Source organism: Acidovorax sp. LjRoot66, from assembly GCF_964253305.1.
Classification (GTDB): Bacteria; Pseudomonadota; Gammaproteobacteria; order Burkholderiales; family Burkholderiaceae_C; genus Acidovorax.
In genome coordinates this window covers 2864944-2880815 of record NZ_CAXUQU020000001.1, presented here as the reverse complement: position 1 = coordinate 2880815, position 15872 = coordinate 2864944, and the positions used below count along the sequence as shown (strand labels likewise).

Below are 15872 nucleotides of genomic sequence, written 5' to 3'. Positions count from 1 at the left end.
CAGATCCTCCCGGCCAGGGTGTTCCTCGCGTCCGTCATCCGCATTGCGGCAGTGCCTTGCGACACGCCGGCGGATTGACTTTGCCTGCTGCCCGGTTGGCAAGAGGCCCGCGCCATCCTGGCCCGGCCCTCTTTTTCTTGCTGCGCCAAGGCTCGTCAGGCCGCCTCGCGCAACGACGCCCGCAATATCTTGCCCACCGGTGACTTGGGCAACTGCTCGCGAAAAATGATCTGCCGCGGCACCTTGTAGGCCGTGAGCTGGGTGCGGCAGTGGCGCTCCACGTCCTCGGCTGTCAGCGCCGGGTTGCGCGGCACGACGAAGGCGCGCACGGCCTCGCCGGTGCCGGCATCCGGCACACCGATGACGGCGGCCTCGGCGATGTCGGGGTGGGCAGCCAGCACATCCTCCACCTCGTTGGGATAGACGTTGAAGCCCGAGACGAGAATCATGTCCTTCTTGCGATCCACGATGCGGATGAAACCGCCCTCCTCCAGCTGCGCGATGTCGCCGGTGTGCAGCCAGCGGCCCACCAGCGCACTGGCGCTGTCCTCGGGCGCATGCAGATAGCCGCCCACCACCTGCGGGCCCTGCACCAGCAGCTCGCCGCGCTCGCCCTGGGGCAGGTCGCGCCCCTGGTCATCGACCACGCGCACCCGGCAGCCCGGCATGGGCACGCCCACGGTGCCCAGGCGCGGCGTGGCCGAGGGCGGGTTGCACGAGACGATGCACGAGGTCTCGGTCATGCCATAGCCTTCGAGGATGGGGCAGACCACGGCCTGCCAGGCCTGCGCGGTGGAGCTGCGCAGGGCCGTGCCGCCCGAGAAGGCATAGCGCAGCTTGGGCGGCGCGGCCTGGAACCAGGGCTCGGCCAGCAGGCCGGCAAACAGCGTGTCCACCCCGGCGGTCCACTGCACCTCGAACTGCTCGAAGGTCTTTTGCAGGTTGCTCAACGGGCGCGGGCTGGGCACCAGCAGGTTGCGCGCACCGACCTGAAAGAACACGAGAAAGTTCACCATGAAGGCGAACACGTGGTACATCGGCAGCACGGTGAGCATGGTCTCGCCGCGCTTCGGCCCATCGTAGGCATCGAGAAAATCGCGCGTGATGCGCAAGGTGGCCAGAATGTTGCCGTGCGTGATCACAGCGCCCTTGCTGCGCCCGGTGGTGCCACCCGTGTACTGGTACAGCGCCACGGGGTGGCTGCGCAGGTCGATGGGTGCCAGCGCCTGCCCGCGCACCAGCGCGTCGGCCATGCGCGGCAACGGCGTTGCATCGGCATCGGCATCGGCAGGCCCCGCCATCTTGGCGCGGATGGCCGACGCCACCGGTTCCTCGAAAAAGTCCCACAGGCTGGCGGTGAGCACCGGCACACCCAGTGCCTCGGCCACGGGCTGCGCCACCGGCAGGAACATGTCGCACACCAGCAGCAGCTTCGCACCGCTGTCTTCGAGCTGCAGGCGCAGCTCGCGCCCGGTGTACAGCGGGTTCACGTTGGTCACGATGAGCCCGGCCTTCCATGCACCGAACACCGCGATGGGGTAATGCAGGCAGTTGGGCATCTGCAGCGCCAGCACCTGGCCCGCCTGCAGCCCCTGCTCGCGCACCAGCCAGGCGGCAAAGGCGTCGGACAGCGCATCGATCTGCCGGAAGCTGCGCACCACGTTGGCCCCCGTGGGCAGCACGAAGGCGAATGCCGGCTGGTCCCCGTGGTCGGCAGCGGCCTGTGCCGCCAGTTGCGCGGCATTGGCGGGCAGCGTCGCCAGGTCGAGCTGGTAGTTGCGCAGGGCCTCGGGGTAGGAGCCCTCCCAGGGCATGGATGGCGGCGGCGCGGTGGTGGCGATCATGGGCTTTGTCTCCTGTTTCTTCTTTTTTATGAATGCTTCAAGCCTTGGCTTTGAAGGCCGGCAACTTGTCCCCCAGCCGCGCCCCCATTTCGGCCCCCAGCGCCTGCAGGCCGCTCAAGGGGCGCACCATGACTTCGAACTCGGTGATCTGCCCGGCTTCATTGAAGCGCACCAGATCGATCCCCTTGAGCTGCTTGTCGCCCACGCGCGCGCTGAACTCCAGCACGATGTTCAGGCCGTCGTCGGTGGCCAGCTGGCGGTGGTAGGTGAAGTCTTCGAACACCTGGATCACCGTGGACAGGGCCAGCATCAGCGCCGGGGCCGAGGTGTAGGCCGTGTTGGCCATGGGCGAGCGGAACACCGCATCGGGGTGCACGATGGACAGCAGGTTCGACAGGTCGCGGCTGGCCACCATGTGGTGCCAGGTGTCGAGCGAGCGGGCAACGGCGGGGTGGATGTTCTTCGGGGCTTCGGTCATGGATGTCTCCTGGGTTTTCGTTGGTGAATCAGATGGCGGCGGCGAGCGTAGTGCCCTGCAGGATGGCGCGCTTGGCATCGAGCTCGGCGGCCACGTCGGCGCCGCCGATGAGGTGGGCGCTCTGGCCCGCGGCCAGCAGCGCGTCGTACAGTTCGCGCAGGGGCTCCTGGCCGGCGCAGACCACGATGTGGTCCACGTCGAGCACGCGCGGTTGGCCGTCGATGGTGATGTGCAGGCCGGCGTCGTCCACCCGGTCGTAGGCCACGCCCGAGCTCATGCCCACGTTGCGCGCCTTCAGCGAGGTGCGGTGGATCCAGCCCGTGGTCTTGCCCAACTGGTCGCCCACCTTGCTCGCCTTGCGCTGCAGCAGATGCACCTGGCGCGCGGGCGCCTCCACCTGCGCCGCGCGCAGGCCGCCGGCCTGGGCGTAGCCGGTGTCGATACCCCATTCATCGTTGAACTTGGCGGGCGCCAGCGCCCCGCTCTCGCCTTCGTGCGTGAGGTACTCGCCCACGTCAAAGCCGATGCCGCCCGCGCCGATCACGGCCACGCGCTGGCCCACGGGTTTCTTGTCGCGCAGCACGTCCAGGTAGCTCAGCACCTTGGGGTGGGTGATGCCCTCGATATCGGGCGTGCGCGGCTGTATGCCCGTGGCCACCACCACCTCGTCATAGCCCTGGCCCGCCAGGTCCTGCGCAGCCACGCGGGTATTGAGGCGCACCTCCACGCCATGCAGCTCCAGCTGGCGGCGGTAGTAGCGCAGGGTCTCGTAGAACTCTTCCTTGCCCGGCACCTGCTTGGCGATGTTGAGCTGACCGCCGATCTCGCTGCCCGCGTCGAATAGCACCACTGCGTGGCCGCGCTGCGCGGCGGTGACGGCAAAGCTCAGCCCTGCGGGCCCGGCGCCCACCACGGCGATGCGCTTTTTGGCAATGGCGGGGGCAATGACCAGCTCCGTCTCGTGGCAGGCACGGGGGTTGACCAGGCAACTCGTGATCTTGCCGCCGAAGGTGTGGTCCAGGCAGGCCTGGTTGCAGGCGATGCAGGTATTGATCTCGTCGGCCCGGCCCTGGCGCGCCTTGCGCACGAAGTCGGCATCGGCCAGCAGCGGCCGGGCCATCGAGACCATGTCGGCACAGCCCTCGGCCAGCAGGCGCTCGGCCACCTCGGGCGTGTTGATGCGGTTGGAGGTGATCAGCGGTATGCCCACCTGCCCCATCACCTGCTGGGTCACCCACGCGTAGGCCGCGCGCGGCACCTTGGTGGCGATGGTGGGGATGCGTGCCTCGTGCCAGCCAATGCCGGTATTGAGGATGGTGGCGCCCGCCGCCTCGATGGCCTGGGCCAATTGAATCACCTCGGCCAGCGTGGAGCCACCCTCCACCAGGTCGAGCATGGACAGGCGGTAGACGATGATGAAGTTGGGCCCCACCCGCTCGCGCGTGCGCCGCACGATCTCCACCGGAAAGCGCATGCGGTTGGCATAGCTGCCGCCCCATGCATCATCGCGCTGGTTGCTGCGCGCGGCGATGAACTCGTTGATCAGGTAGCCCTCGGAGCCCATGACCTCCACACCGTCATACCCCGCATGCTGGGCCAGCGCGGCGCAGCGCACGAAGTCTTCGATGGTCTGCTCCACCTCGTCGGCCGTGAGCGCATGCGGCACATGGGGGTTGATGGGTGCGCGCAGCGCGCTCGGGGCCACCAGGTCGCGGTGGTAGGCGTAGCGGCCGAAGTGCAGGATCTGCATCGCGATCTTGCCGCCCTCGGCATGCACGGCGGCAGTCACCTTGCGGTGCTGTTCGGCCTCGTGCTCGTTGACCAGCATGGCCCCGCCCTGCATGGGCCGGCCACGCTCGTTGGGCGCAATGCCACCGGTCACGATGAGCCCCACCTCCCCGCGCGCCCGCTCGGCATAGAAGGCGGCCATGCGCTCGAAGCCGTTGGCCACCTCTTCCAGCCCCACGTGCATGGAGCCCATGAGCACGCGGTTCTTGAGCGTGGTGAAGCCCAGGTCCAGCGGGGCGTGCAGGTGGGGATAGGGGGAAGCCATGGACGGCTCCCGGGTCGGTGCGAGGACGGCGTTCATCGTGGTTCTCCTTTTGTTTATGCAACCAGTTGCACAAATATAGCCTTGGCGCGCTGTTTATGCAACTGGTTGCAGAAACAAATGAAGCCCTCCGCGATTCAGGCAAGATCGGGGATTCCGAATTCCTGGCTGCCTCCTTCCGCCCGATGTCCCTGCCCCATGCCCTCCTCACCGCCCTGGTCGAGCACCCCTGCTCGGGCTCGGAACTCGCCGAGCGCTTCGACAAGTCCATCGGCTACTTCTGGCACGCCACGCACCAGCAGATCTACCGCGAGCTGGCGCGGCTCGAAGAGGCGCTGTGGATCGAGGCCCTGCCGGCCGAGACCGGCCGCGGCCGCAAGCGCCAGTTCCGCCTGCTGCCCGCAGGCCGCAAGGAGCTGCGCCGCTGGATCGCCGAACAGCACGACCCCACGCCCCTGCGCGACGAACTCATGGTGCGCCTGCGCGCCGAAGCCGCCATCGGCCCCACCGGGCTGGACAAGGAAATCGCCCGCCTCATGGCACTGCACCAGGAGAAGCTGGCCGTCTACCAGCGCATCGAGCAGCGCGACTTTGTGGGCAAGGAGCTCAGCCGCGAGCGCCGCCTGCAGCACCTGGTGCTCAAGGCCGGCATCCTGCAGGAGGAGCTGTCGCTGGCGATATCGAAGGAGGCGCTGGAGATACTGGAGGAGCCCTTGCCATCGCCCTCCAGCCGGCCCGACCCCGCCCACAAAAGCGGGGCGTAGGCACTGCACCTGTGCGCGGCCTTCGAGGCCTCTACGCCTTCAGCAACCGGGGCAGCGGCCGGTCCTGCGATGCGCCTGGGAACAACACCCGTGCCGTGCGTTCTGGGTCGAGCTGAAAAGTCTCGGCGCAGGCCGTGGCCACCAGGGTGTCCAGGCCCAGGGTGGGCCTGAGGTCGCGCCCCTCCAGCAGGACGGCCTGTGCGAGCCCCGGCCAGTCGGCCAGGATGCGCCCGCCTTGCACCGCGCCGCCCACCAGCATGGCTGCCGCAGCGGTTCCGTGGTCGGTGCCGCCGGTGCCGTTGGCCGCCACGGTGCGCCCGAATTCGGTGGCCACCAGAACCACGGTGTTCGCCCAGGCGGTGCCCAGCCCTTCGCGCAGCGCGCCGATGAGGCCGTCCAGCTTGCGCAGCTGAAAGGCCAGCCGCGCATCCTGCCCGCTGTGGGTGTCCCAGCCGCTGGTCTCGATCATGGCAATGCGCGGCCCGTCGGCGCGCGCCAGAAAGCCTGCGGCCATGCGGCCGAGTGCCGCCGCATCCTGCCGGTTGCCACCGCCCATGGCAGCGCCGGCCATGCTGCGGGCCTGCAGCGCCGACGCCCACAGCGCCTGCAGCTGCGCGTCGGGGGCATACAGCTGCTGCACCCGCAGGAGCAAGTCTTCGTTGGCCTCCGGCAAGGCCGATGGCGCATAGGTGGTGACCTGGGCGCCGCCCTGCAGCGCCAGGGGCACCGCGGGCGAGAAGGCGATCGCATCCCTGCCGCGGGAGGGCAGCATGCCCAGCAGGCGGTTCATCCACCCGTCCTTCAACTGGTAGGGCGTGCGGCCGCCGGTCTCCAGCACGTTCTGGCCATCGAAGTGCGAGCGGTCCCGGTACGGGGAGGCCAGGGCCTGCACAAAGCTGGCCTCACCGGCTTTGTACAGTGCGTGCAGTTGCGGCAGGTCGGGGTGCAGCGCAAAGCTGCCATCCAGCTTGAGCGCCGCTGCCGGATCGATGGCGAGCGCGCCGCGCAGGCGGGCATACGCCGGCTCCGCATACGGGATCACGGTGTTCAGCCCGTCGGCGGCACCGCGCTGGATGATGAAGATGAAGCGCCGCTCGCTGGCGGCTTGGGCAAAGAGCACGCGCGGTGCGGCCAGCAGCGTGCCGGCACCGAGAAGACTGCGTCGGTTCAGGTGCATGGCTTTTTATCTCCTCAAGAATTCGGGGGACACCAGCAGCAAGGCAAGCGCTGATCCGCCACTCTCGGCACGCGCGATGGCCGTGGCCGTGGCCTCACTCAAGGCGCCGGGCAGCACGCGCGGTGCCAGGGTGCGGGCATCGACGGTGTCGCCGGCCTCTTGTGCCAGCCGCTGCGCGATCTCTACCCGCCGCATCAGCGCATCGGGCGCCGCCCAGGTGGCGGCTGTGTCGCCAAAACCCGCCGGCGAGCCCGGCCGCCACACCGGCTGCCCGAGCTGCGCCATCAGGTTCGCTGCCTGGGCCGGCGGCAGCGCGCGCTGCCCCAGCGCCCTCAGGCTGGAGAGGGCCCAGTCCCACGGCGACTTGAACTTGGCGCTGCCCGGCTGCCAGGCCTCGGGCGCGGCCACCAGCTCACGGTACACGCTGGCAAGGTCGCCCCCGGTGCGCGTGAACGCCTCGGCCAGGCGCTGGACCAGCGCTGGCGCGGGGTCATCGGCCACGAAGTGCCGCGCCAGCTTGCGGGCGATGTGCAGCGCGGTGGCGGGTGCGCTGGCGAGATCACGGATCACGGCCCGGCCCTGCTCTTCGCCCCCCTCGGCATAGCTGCGGCCCAGGATGGTGCGCGCACCGGGCTCGTGCAGCGCGGGCACAAAGCGGAATGTGGCGGCGCTGTTGTCTGCCCGGTCGCCGGGCAGGGTCCAGCCGGTGAGCGCGCGGGCGAACTCGGTCACATCGTCCTGCGAATAGCCGCTGCGCACGCCCAGGGTGTGCAGCTCCATGATCTCGCGCGCCAGGTTCTCGTTCAGGCCCCGCCCGCCCTGCGGGCGCTCTTCGCCGCGCGCAGCCATGGGGCTGCGCGGGCCGGTGGACTGGGCCTGGTCCAGGTACAGCAGCATGGCCGGGTGCTGCACGGCCGCCATCAACAGGTCCTCGAACCGGCCCAGCACATTCGGGCGGATGACGTCGGCCTCGAAGCTGCCGGCCAGGCCGATGATCAGCAGTTTGTCCACCGACACGGCAAAGTGGTTCGACCAGAAATGCACCAGCCGCTCGACGAAGGGCGTGGGCGTCTGCAGCGCGCTGCTGGTGCGCGCCGCCACCGCCGCCTGGTAGTCGCGGCTGCCCTGGCGCAGGTAGGCCTCGCGGATCGCGCTGCGCTGCCCTTCGGGCGCCTGCCGCACCGCGCGCTGCATGCCGTTCCACACCACTACCGCCGCAGGCGTGCGCGCCAGGGGCTTCAAGGCGGAGGGCAAGGGCTCATAGGCCTGCAGTTGTGCCAGCAACCAGCGTTGCGGGTCAGCCGGGGGCGCCTCGTCGGGCCGGGCGCCAAGGCCAAAGCGGTTCAGGGCGTGGGCAGTGGGGTTCATGCCGCGATTGTTCCCCCGCCTGCGCCAAAGGTGTTGTCCGGCGCGTTTCAAACAGGTAAAGGGTGGGCCGCGTCAGGCCAGCGCCAGCTCCAGCGTGACGCACAGGCCGCCCCCTTCTCGATTGCGCACCCGCAGCGCGGCGCCGTGCCGCTGGGCCACCGCGTTGGCAATCGCCAGGCCCAGGCCCGCGCCGTGCGCGCCGCTGCGCGAGCGGTCCAACTGCTCGAACGGCTGCAGCATGCGGGGGATATCGGCCTGGGGAATGCCGGGGCCACGGTCCGTCACCTCTACCAGCACCCGCTTGCCCTGGGCCTGCACCGACAGCCCGGGCTCGCAGGCATGCACCACCGCGTTGCGCAGCAGGTTGACCAGCGCCCGTCGCAGCGCAGGCGCGTTGCCGCAGATGACCAGGCCGGTCGCATCAGGGCCCTGCACCGCGGTGCCCAGCGCCTCCACATCCTCCACAGCCTGTGCCAGCAAGCCGTCCAGGTCCACCGGCCCCAGAGGCGATGGCTCGCCCATGCCACGCAGGTAGTCGAGGGTGCCCTGCACCATCTCGTCAAGCTGCTGCAGGTCGCGCGCAAAGGCGGTGCGGCTGTCCGGGTCGGCCAGCAACTCGGCGCGCAGGCGCAGGCGGGTGATGGGCGTGCGCAGGTCGTGCGAGATGGCCGCCAGCGCCTGCACGCGGCCCTGCACATGCTCCTTGAGCCGGGCATGCAGCCGGTTGAGCACCTCGGCGGCGCGCCGCACTTCGGGGGGCCCTGTCTCCGGCAGGGGCGTCGCCTCCAGCCCGGCGCCCAGCGCCTGTGCACCGCTGGCAAGCTGCTCAAGCGGACGCAGTGCCCAGCGCATGGCCAGCATCACCAGCAGCAAGGTGACCAACGCGACCAGCACAAAGGGCCCCAGCAGGCCGTCGGTGCGCAAGCGCGGTTGCGCCACCTGCACCTGGGCCTGCAGTGCTTGGCCGTCGCGCAGCGTGGTGCCCATGGCGATGCGCAGGCCCTGCATGTCGGCCGGCCCGCGCGGGCGCTGCAGCGGCCCGCGGGTGGCGACGACTGCAACCGCCCGCCCTGGCAGGCGCCTTTCCCACACCTCCTTGACCGCTGCCAGCACCTCGGGTGGGGCAGCGTCCGCCAGGGGCTCCGCGCCGAGCCGCAGCGCCGGGTACGGCAGGGCCGCCACCACGGCAGCGCGGTCCGCCGGGGCCACGGCCTCGATCACGGCCACCATGTCCGCGGCGCGCTGTACCTGCTGCACCAGCGCCGCCTGCCGCGCCGTGGCGGCGCGGTCGGACAGCGCCCACCATAGGCTGGCCGCCTGCACCGACAACAGCCCGGCCAAGAGCAACAGCAGCAGGCGCACCCGCAGCGGCACGGCGGCCCAGGCACGCAGGGGCCGGTCAAGCATCGGGTGGCAGCGCATGCACGCTGGTGTCCAGCACATAGCCGGTGTTGCGCACGGTCTTGATGAGCTGGGCATCGCCCGCATCGCGCAGGCGCTGGCGCAGCCGGTACACCTGCAGATCGAGCGCGCGGCCGGCAGGCGCAAGCTCGCGGCCCTGCGCCAGTTCGGCCAGCTGCTCGCGCGACAGCACGCTGCGCGGGTGCAAGAGGAACACGCACAGCAGCTGGTATTCGGACGTCGGCAGCGGCACCACAACGCCGTCTTCGTGCCGCAGCTCGCGCAAGGCCGTGTCCAGCCGCCAGGCACCAAAGCGCAACCGCCCGGGCAGGGTGTTGGACGGAGCGCTGCCCACTCGCGCGGGGGCCCGGCGCATCACGGCGCGGATGCGCGCCAGCAGCTCGCGCGGCTCGAACGGCTTGGCCAGATAGTCATCGGCACCGATCTCCAGCCCCACCACCCGGTCGATGGGCGAGCCCAGCGCGGTAACCATGATGACGGGCACGCGCGTGTGCTCGCGCAGCCAGCGCAGCAGGTCCAGGCCCCCTTCCTGCGGCAGCATCACGTCCAGCACCACCAGGTCAACCGGGTGCTGCTGCAGGTGCGCACGCATCTCGCTGCCGTGCGCGGCCACCAGGGTGCGCACGCCCGCTGCGCCCAGGAACTGCCCTAACAGTTGCCGGATTTCCGGATCGTCATCGACGACCAGCACGGTCTCGGGCCCGGTGGGTGTCATAGTTGTTGTCGCCATGCCGCGATTCTCGACCGGTTCAAGGGCGGGTGCCCAGCCGCTCCTGCAGGAACTCGATGAAGCGCAACGTCTTGGCGGGCAGCAGCCGCGTCTCCGTCATTGCGTACACCGGGATGTCGGGGCCCTGCCAGCCGGGCAAAACGCGGCGCAGGCGCCCCTCGGCCACGTCGTCGGCGGCAACGCCCTCGGCCAGCAGCGCGATCCCCTGGTTCAAGACCGCCAGGCTGCGGTACATGCCGACGCTGTTGACCGTGAAGCGCCGCCCCATGACCACCTCGACGCTGGCATCCTGCTTGCGCAACACCCACGGCCCGAGCTTGGGGTTGCCGATGCACTCATGCTGCGCCAGTTCAGCGGGCTCGGTGGGCTGGCCTGCACTTTTCAGGTAGCAAGGCGATGCGTAGAGGTGGGTCGCCAGGCGCGCCAGCTGCCGCGCGATCAGCGTCGAACTCGGTTGCTCGCCCATGCGGATGGCCACGTCGAAGGGCTCGGCCACCAGGTCCACCCGGCGCGGCGTGAGGTCCAGCTCGAAGGCGATGCCCGGGTAGCGCTGGGCGAACTCGGCGATCAGCGGCGCCATGTAGATGGTTGCAAAGTCCACCGGCAACGACGCGCGCAGCACGCCACTGGGCTGGGCCAGCATGTCGCCCAGTTGCTCGTGCGCAATGCGCGCCTCTTCGACGATGCGCCGGCAGCGCTCGTAGTAGACCTGCCCCGCCTCGGTCAGCTCGATCCTGCGGGTCGTGCGGTGCAGCAAGCGCAGGCCGATGGATTTTTCCAGCGCCCCGATGCGGCGCGACAAGGTCGAGTTGGGCACCCCCGTCGCATCGCCCGCCGCGCGAAAGCTCTTGGCCTTCACCACCTCGACGAACAGCCCCATGTCGTTCAGGTACTGCATGTTGATAGTGCCATTTATGGATCAATCATTCTCATTAAACCATCTTTATCTCATAGGTAGGTTAATCGAAGATCCAGCTTCGCACCCCCCATTTTTCTGTAGTCCCCTCATGAATCCCCTGTCGAACCCCCTCTTCAGCCCCGTCAAAGTCGGCCGCTACACCCTCGCCAACCGCCTGGTGATGGCACCGATGACCCGCTCGCGCGCCGAATTCGACGGCACGCCCAAGGCCCTGACCGCCACCTACTACGCGCAGCGCGCCAGCGTGGGCCTCATCGTCTCAGAAGGCACGCAGCCTTCCGACGACGGCCAGGGCTACCTGTGCACCCCCGGCATCTACACCGATGCCCAGGTCGCCGGCTGGAAGGCCGTCACCCAGGCCGTGCACGACCAGGGCTCGCGCCTGTTCATCCAGCTCATGCACGCAGGGCGCATGTCCCATCCCGACAACACGCCCCACCACCGGCAGCCCGTGGCGCCATCGGCCATCGCCCCCGGTGCGCCGATGTTCACCATGACCGGCATGCAGCCCATCCCAGAGCCCCGCGCGCTCACCACCGATGAGATTGCGCAGACCGTGGCCGATTTCCGCCTGGCCGCGCGCCGGGCCATCGAGGCCGGGGCCGACGGGGTCGAGATCCACGGCGCCAATGCCTACCTCATCCAGCAGTTCTTCGCCCCGAGCGCCAACACCCGTACCGACCAGTACGGTGGATCGGTCGAGAACCGTGCCCGCTTCGCGATCGAGGTCGCAACCGCCATCGCGCAGGAGATCGGTGCGGACCGCACCGCCATCCGCTTTTCGCCGGGCGCCAAGCTCTGGGGCATCGACGAGGGCGCCGAAGCGCCGGCCCTCTACCGCTACCTGACCACCGAGCTTTCCAAGCTCGGCCTGGCCTACCTGCATGTGATGCACGTCGGCGACGAGGCCCTGGTGGCAGACATCCGCAACCTGTGGAGCGGCACCCTTATCGTCAACCGCCCAGGGCGCGCACGCGAGCAGATCGGCTCTGACCTGGCATCGGGCCTGGCCGAGCTGGAGGCGTATGGACAGATGGTGCTGGCCAACCCCGACTTCATCGAACGCCTGAAGACCAACGCACCCATGAACCCACCGGACCACGCCACCTACTACGGTGGCGACGCCAAGGGCTACACGGACTACCCCCGCCTGGGCGGCGCAGCGGCCTGAACAGGAGAACCCTCCCATGACAACCCCTACCCAACGCGCCGTGCTGGTGCGCGCCCATGGCGGTGCCGGCGCCGCCGAGATCGGCGAGATTGCGACACCCACCGCTGGCGACGGCCAGGTGCTGGTGCGCGTGCGCGCAGCCGGCGTGAACGGCATCGACTGGAAGTTCCGCGAAGGCCTCGTGCAGAAGGCCTTCCCCGTGCAACTGCCTGCCGTGCTGGGCATCGAGCTGGCAGGCACCGTCGAGGCGCTCGGGCCCGGCGCCTCGCGCTTTCAGGTGGGCGACCGCGTCATGGGCCCGCTGGGCCGACTCGGTGCCTATGCCGAATTCGTGCCGGTCGCCGAGGAGAACCTGGTGCATACGCCAGAGGGACTTACCGATGTGCAGGCCGCCGGTATCCCCGTGGCGGCCGTCGCGGCCTGGCTGAGCCTGCACCAGGCGGGGCCCATCGCCCCAAGCCAGCGCATCCTCATCCACGGTGCAGCGGGCGGGCTGGGTGGCTATGCCGTGCAGTACGCCAAGCAAGCGGGTGCCGAAGTCTTCGCCACGGCGTCCGCCGCACACCTCGACTACGTCCGCAGCCTGGGCGCGGGCCACGCCATCGACTACCGGGCACAGCGCTTCGAGTCGCTGGCCCAGGACATCGATCTGGTGCTCGACTATGCCGGCGGCGACGTGCTCGATCGCTCATGGCAGGTGCTGTCCAAAGACGGCGCCATCGTCAGCGCGGCCACGCCGGACATCCTTGCGCGCACACCCGCCGGCCGCCGCGGCCTGTGGTTCGTGAACCGGGCAGACGCGGCGCTACTGGCGCAGCTTGCGGCCCAGATCGCCCAAGGCTCGCTGATCTCCCACATCAGCGAGACGGTGCGTTTCAACGACATCCCCGCCGCCATCGAGCGCAACCGCACCGGTCCGCGTGTTGGAAAGGTGGTGGCCGACCTTGGGCGCTGATCGGGCTGGCTGGAGTCCGCGCGGCAAAAGGCACTGAAGCGAAACGCGCGAAAGCCGAGGATCGTTGGGTAGTACCGACAAGCCCAGGGGCCCCTGGGCGCTGGAGGCAAACCCCGGCGAGAGCGGCTTTCGGGCGTTGCAGCCGACGCTCCTTCTGCCGGGCAAGTTCCTAGCTGTCACTCGGCGCCAACATCAAATCGCGGCTGACCCTCTGCAGCCGCGCAGCAATGGTGGCCTGCCGCGCATAGCCCAGCCGGACGGCGCTGGCCAGAAGAACGATGGCTGCCAGCGGCTGCCCGTCAGGCCGCAGTACAGGCACGCCGATGCCCCAGAAGCCGGGCGCAAGGACGCCAGGAATGACCGAGTACCCCTGCCCTCGCGCGGTCTGGTGCAGGTTGCGCACCGTGTCTTCGGTCATTTGCGGGTAGCGGCGTGCGATTTCGGGGGCATTGATCGTGATGACCATCTCCGCTTCTTCCTCGGGCAAGGCCGCAAGGATGGCCAGCCCGCCCGCGCCCAGTCCCAGCGGATGGCGGTCCCCCACACGCAGCGAGGCCTGTGGATAGGGAATGTCGCCACTCTCGCGCGAGAGGCAGATGGCCTCCAGGCCATGCCGCACCGAGAAAAACAACCAGTCCCCCGTTTCCAGCGCGAGTGCGCGCAAGTGCGGCGCGGCGATGCGCTGCAACGCGTAGTGGGGCTCTGCCGCAAGCCCGACGGCAAATGATTCCGGCCCCAGCTGATAGCGGCGCGTGTCAGCGTTCTGCGCTACGAACTGTTCATCCATCAGTGTGCGAGTGAGCCTGACGGCGGTGGCTTTGTTCAGCTCCAGCTTGCGCGCGATGTCACTTACGCCCAGCCCCTCCGGCTGGTACCTGGCCAGAAGTTTCAGGATGCTCAATCCCCGGCGCAATGTCTGCGCGCCGGGCGTTTCTGGCGCTGGCTCGTTTGCTATCGACATAGGAAAAACCCTTGCATAGAGGGTCACATTGTGGACCATCTTATGCAAGCAGGCCCTGTTTTCCCTCTAGATTTCGGCAGGCCATGGATTTCATACTTCAAGGCAGCTACACATAGTGAACCGAGGAGACAAGACCCATGACCCATCCGAACCCTGCCAGAGTGGCGCTCGTCACCGGTGCCGCCAGCGGTATCGGGCGCCGCACGGCGGAGAAATTGGCACTCGATCACGGCGCTCGCGTGTATGTCCTTGACAAGGACGCCGACGCTGCGGCCGCCGTGGCGCGCAGCATCAATGCAGCAGGCGGTTGCGCCACGCCTTGTGTGGTGGACCTGGCCGACGGTCCGGGCCTGCGGCAGGCGATTGCATCGCTCATGGCGGAGTTCGGGCCGCCCGACATTCTGGTGAACAACGCCGGCGTGGCGGGCTTGGTCGCAGCGGCGGATTGCTCTTTGGAAAACTGGCAATTGACAGTGGCCGTGAACATCACCGCGCCGATGCTCCTGATGCAGTACGCACTGCCGCACATGCAGCAGGCAGGCTGGGGGCGGATCGTGAATGTGTCATCCATCAGCGGGATACGTGCCGGAACGGGCCGCATGGCATACGGCACTTCCAAGGCAGCGTTGATCGCGATGACGCGACAGTTTGCAATAGAAGCCGGCCCTTGGGGCATCACGGCAAACGCCATCGCCCCTGGGGCCATAGATACCGCCCTCTCACAGGCCAACCACAGCAGCGAAACCCGCGCCGCCTACGGTCGCATGGTTCCGATGCGCCGCTACGGCAGCACCGACGAAGTGGCCGACAGCATTGTTTTCCTTTGCTCGGAGCAGGCCAGCTACATCACCGGACAGACGCTCGCCGTCGACGGCGGCTTTGTTGCGGCGGGCATGTTGGTCCATGAATTGGTCGACCGGGCCCCCGCATAGCTTCCCCACCACCACAACAACACCAGGAGACATCCCATGCACATCACTCGCCGCAAAATGATCCAAGGAACCGCTGTTGCAGCCGCTGCATCGGTAGCGCCCATGAAGCTGGCTTTTGGCCAGTCTGCCGAATTCACCTACAAATTCGCCAACAACGTTCCGCTGACGCATCCTTTGAACGTGCGTGCGAAGGCCGCCGCAGATGCCATTCGCAACGAAACAAGCGGGCGCCTCGATATTCAGATATTTCCGAGCAGCCAGCTGGGCTCCGATACCGACACGCTCAGCCAGGTGCGTGCCGGTGGTGTCGAGTTCTTTACGTTGTCGGGGCTGATCTTGTCCACCCTGGTGCCGGGGGCCGCGCTGAGCGGCGTGGGCTTTGCGTTCCCAGACTACGCTGCGGTGTGGAAAGCGATGGACGGCGACCTGGGCACCTACGTGCGCAGCCAGATTGCCAAGGCCAATCTGGTGGCCATGGACAAAATCTGGGACAACGGCTTTCGCCAGACCACGACCTCCATCAAGCCCATCAACAGCCCTGATGACCTGCGCGGCCTGAAGATCCGGGTGCCCGTATCTCCGATGTGGACATCGATGTTCAAAGCCTTCGATTCAGCGCCGGCGTCGATCAATGCGTCCGAGATGTACACGGCACTGCAAACCAAGGTAGTGGACGCACAGGAGAACCCTCTTTCGGTCGTCTCCATCTTCAAGCTGCATGAGGTGCAGAAGTACTGCTCGCTGACAAACCACATGTGGGACGGCTTCTGGTTCCTGGCCAACCGCCGTGCCTGGGAGCGCTTGCCTGCGCAGCTGCGCGAGGTCGCGGCCAAGCACCTGAACGCAGCCGCAGTCGCACAGCGTGCCGACATGGCTACGCTCAACAGCACCCTGCAGCAAGAGCTGACCGGCAAGGGCATGGCTTTCAATACGCCGGCGACCAGTGCATTCCGCGACAAGCTGCGAAATGCGGGCTACTACACCGAATGGAAAACAAAATTCGGCGAAGAGGCCTGGGCCATCCTTGAGCGCTCCGTTGGAAAACTCGGTTGAGGGGCACCGCCATGAACACCGCAAGCAAGGGCACCTCCATGGTTGCCC

General features: G+C 68.3%; 14 protein-coding genes. 5 read left to right on the top strand and 9 right to left on the bottom strand.

The window, feature by feature from the left end; genetic code table 11:
* Positions 1 to 155: 155 nt before the first annotated feature.
* From ACSQ3Y_RS13220 to ACSQ3Y_RS13210, 3 genes are read right to left on the bottom strand one after another with little or no spacing between them, the layout of a single operon-like run.
* Positions 156 to 1844, bottom strand: coding sequence for an AMP-binding protein (locus tag ACSQ3Y_RS13220; RefSeq protein WP_436177586.1), 1689 nt, complete (start codon positions 1842 to 1844; stop codon positions 156 to 158).
* A 37-nt stretch (positions 1845 to 1881) separates the two neighbouring features.
* On the bottom strand, positions 1882 to 2322 hold the full coding sequence (locus ACSQ3Y_RS13215; RefSeq protein WP_436177585.1) for a nuclear transport factor 2 family protein: 441 nt from the start codon (positions 2320 to 2322) through the stop codon (positions 1882 to 1884).
* Between the two features lie 28 nt (positions 2323 to 2350).
* Complete coding sequence (locus ACSQ3Y_RS13210; protein ID WP_436180119.1) at positions 2351 to 4375, bottom strand: FAD-dependent oxidoreductase; 2025 nt, start codon at positions 4373 to 4375, stop codon at positions 2351 to 2353.
* Positions 4376 to 4557: 182 nt separating this feature from the next.
* On the opposite strand from ACSQ3Y_RS13210, the gene ACSQ3Y_RS13205 reads away from it, so the two are divergent.
* The gene (locus tag ACSQ3Y_RS13205; protein WP_436177584.1) at positions 4558 to 5136 is read left to right on the top strand and encodes a PadR family transcriptional regulator; all 579 of its coding nucleotides are present in this window, start codon (positions 4558 to 4560) and stop codon (positions 5134 to 5136) included.
* A gap of 31 nt (positions 5137 to 5167) precedes the next feature.
* On the opposite strand, the gene ACSQ3Y_RS13200 is transcribed toward ACSQ3Y_RS13205, so the two are convergent.
* From ACSQ3Y_RS13200 to ACSQ3Y_RS13180, 5 genes are all read right to left on the bottom strand, one after another.
* A complete protein-coding gene (locus ACSQ3Y_RS13200) occupies positions 5168 to 6313 on the bottom strand; it encodes a DUF1501 domain-containing protein (RefSeq protein ID WP_436177583.1) in 1146 nt (381 codons plus the stop codon).
* A gap of 6 nt (positions 6314 to 6319) precedes the next feature.
* Positions 6320 to 7681 (bottom strand): DUF1800 domain-containing protein, encoded by a 1362-nt coding sequence (locus ACSQ3Y_RS13195; RefSeq protein WP_436177582.1) that lies wholly within the window; start codon positions 7679 to 7681, stop codon positions 6320 to 6322.
* 72 nt (positions 7682 to 7753) lie between these two features.
* The gene (locus ACSQ3Y_RS13190; protein ID WP_436177581.1) at positions 7754 to 9088 is read right to left on the bottom strand and encodes a HAMP domain-containing sensor histidine kinase; all 1335 of its coding nucleotides are present in this window, start codon (positions 9086 to 9088) and stop codon (positions 7754 to 7756) included.
* Positions 9081 to 9833: a response regulator gene (locus ACSQ3Y_RS13185; RefSeq protein WP_436177580.1), complete on the bottom strand. Its 753-nt coding sequence runs from the start codon at positions 9831 to 9833 to the stop codon at positions 9081 to 9083. The genes ACSQ3Y_RS13190 and ACSQ3Y_RS13185 overlap by 8 nt, the downstream gene beginning before the upstream one ends.
* A gap of 19 nt (positions 9834 to 9852) precedes the next feature.
* A complete protein-coding gene (locus ACSQ3Y_RS13180) occupies positions 9853 to 10731 on the bottom strand; it encodes a LysR substrate-binding domain-containing protein (RefSeq protein WP_436177579.1) in 879 nt (292 codons plus the stop codon).
* Between the two features lie 109 nt (positions 10732 to 10840).
* Between ACSQ3Y_RS13180 and ACSQ3Y_RS13175 the strand changes: the two genes are divergently transcribed.
* Together ACSQ3Y_RS13175 and ACSQ3Y_RS13170 are read left to right on the top strand one after the other, a co-directional pair.
* The gene (locus tag ACSQ3Y_RS13175; protein WP_436177578.1) at positions 10841 to 11923 is read left to right on the top strand and encodes an alkene reductase; all 1083 of its coding nucleotides are present in this window, start codon (positions 10841 to 10843) and stop codon (positions 11921 to 11923) included.
* A 16-nt stretch (positions 11924 to 11939) separates the two neighbouring features.
* The gene (locus ACSQ3Y_RS13170) at positions 11940 to 12878 is read left to right on the top strand and encodes an NADP-dependent oxidoreductase (RefSeq protein ID WP_436177577.1); all 939 of its coding nucleotides are present in this window, start codon (positions 11940 to 11942) and stop codon (positions 12876 to 12878) included.
* 169 nt (positions 12879 to 13047) lie between these two features.
* Here the strand turns inward: ACSQ3Y_RS13170 and ACSQ3Y_RS13165 are convergent, their stop codons facing one another.
* The gene (locus tag ACSQ3Y_RS13165; RefSeq protein WP_436177576.1) at positions 13048 to 13839 is read right to left on the bottom strand and encodes an IclR family transcriptional regulator; all 792 of its coding nucleotides are present in this window, start codon (positions 13837 to 13839) and stop codon (positions 13048 to 13050) included.
* A gap of 137 nt (positions 13840 to 13976) precedes the next feature.
* Here ACSQ3Y_RS13165 and ACSQ3Y_RS13160 point away from each other — a divergent pair, with 137 nt between their 5' ends.
* A complete protein-coding gene (locus ACSQ3Y_RS13160) occupies positions 13977 to 14771 on the top strand; it encodes an SDR family NAD(P)-dependent oxidoreductase (protein ID WP_436177575.1) in 795 nt (264 codons plus the stop codon).
* A 36-nt stretch (positions 14772 to 14807) separates the two neighbouring features.
* Positions 14808 to 15824: a TRAP transporter substrate-binding protein gene (locus tag ACSQ3Y_RS13155; RefSeq protein WP_436177574.1), complete on the top strand. Its 1017-nt coding sequence runs from the start codon at positions 14808 to 14810 to the stop codon at positions 15822 to 15824.
* Positions 15825 to 15872: the final 48 nt, after the last annotated feature.